Source organism: Allobosea sp. FG18, assembly GCF_057809495.1.
In genome coordinates this window covers 1-1,328 of the sequence record NZ_JBMDKB010000080.1, presented here as the reverse complement: position 1 = coordinate 1,328, position 1,328 = coordinate 1, and the positions used below count along the sequence as shown (strand labels likewise).

The 1,328-nt window shown below is 65.1% G+C and carries 1 protein-coding gene; it reads left to right on the top strand.

Annotated elements, in window-relative coordinates; all coding sequences use genetic code 11:
• Window positions 1-69: 69 nt before the first annotated feature.
• A protein-coding gene (locus tag ACODTJ_RS29145; protein ID WP_488851714.1) for an IS3 family transposase occupies window positions 70-1,298 on the top strand; the annotation gives its coding sequence in 2 pieces (ribosomal slippage) (window positions 70-400 and window positions 400-1,298; 1,230 coding nt in all).
• Window positions 1,299-1,328: the final 30 nt, after the last annotated feature.

The window sequence follows — 1,328 nt, the reverse complement described above, 5'->3', positions numbered from 1 at the left end:
TGAAACGGCCCCCGAATTCCCCGGACAGGTCTCACCCTTAAAATAAGGGTTGGGAGTAATGTCGTGTCTATGACTGGTTCTTATCCGAAGGTTGAGGTCCTGACCGGGCCTGAGCGGCGTCGCCGGTGGTCGGTTGCGGAGAAGTTGGAGATCGTCGCGCAGACGCGCGAGGCGGGTGTCACGGTCAGCCTTGTGGCACGCCGGTGCGGCGTGTCGCCGAACCAGCTTTTCACGTGGCGGCGGCTTGCCGAGCAAGGGGCGCTGACCGCGACGGCGGCCGAGGAGGAAGTGGTCCCGGCCTCCGCCTTCCGGGCGCAGCAGGAGCAAATCCGCGAATTGCAGCGGCTCCTGGGCAAGAAGACCCTGGAGGTGGAAATCCTGAAGGACGCCCTCGAACTGGCGGAGGATATAAAAAAACGGAGATTGCGGTCGCTGTCGCTGCCCAAGGACGGTTTGCCATGAACACCGTCGCCGCGACGCTGGACGTGGCCCGTTCGCATCTCGCCGCCCGGCTGGCGCAGCGGACGGCCGGGCGCTCTCCCCAGCGCAGAGGCCGTCCGCCCCTGCCGGAAGAGGCGCTCCTGGCCGAGATCGAGACGGTCATCGAGGACATGCCAACCTACGGCTATGCTCGCGTCTGGGCCAGATTGCGCCGCAAAGCCCTGACCGAGGGCCGTGCGCCCGCCAATCGCAAGCGCGTCTATCGGGTGATGAAGGTCCATGGCCTTCTGCTCGAACGCCATGCTGGCGGGGTCGAGCGCCGTCACGACGGCCGCATCGCCGTCGAACGCTCCAACCTGCGCTGGTGCTCGGACGGCTTCGAGATCGGCTGCGACAACGGCGAAAAGGTCCGCGTCGCCTTCGCGCTCGATTGCTGCGACCGGGAAGCCATTGGCCATGTCGCCACCACCGAGGGCATCAAGGGCGAAGATGTCTGCGACCTGATGGTCACCGCCGTCGAGCACCGCTTCGGCAAGGTCAACCGCCTGCCGCAGACCATCGAATGGCTGACCGATAACGGCTCCTGCTACATCGCAGGTCCGACCCGCCGCTTTGCCCGCGATATCGGCCTGGAGCCGCTCACAACTCCGGTCCAGAGCCCGCAGAGCAACGGCATGGCCGAAGCCTTCGTGCGAACCTTCAAGCGCGACTACGTCTCGGTGAACCCCATCCCCGATGCCAAAACCGTCATGCTCGCCCTGCCGGAATGGTTCGACCACTACAACGAGCTTCACCCGCACAGGTCGCTCGGATATCGTTCACCCCGCGAGTTCATCGCGGCCCATGCAGCACCGTGAGAAATGTCCGGGCTTTTGGGGGCTACAACA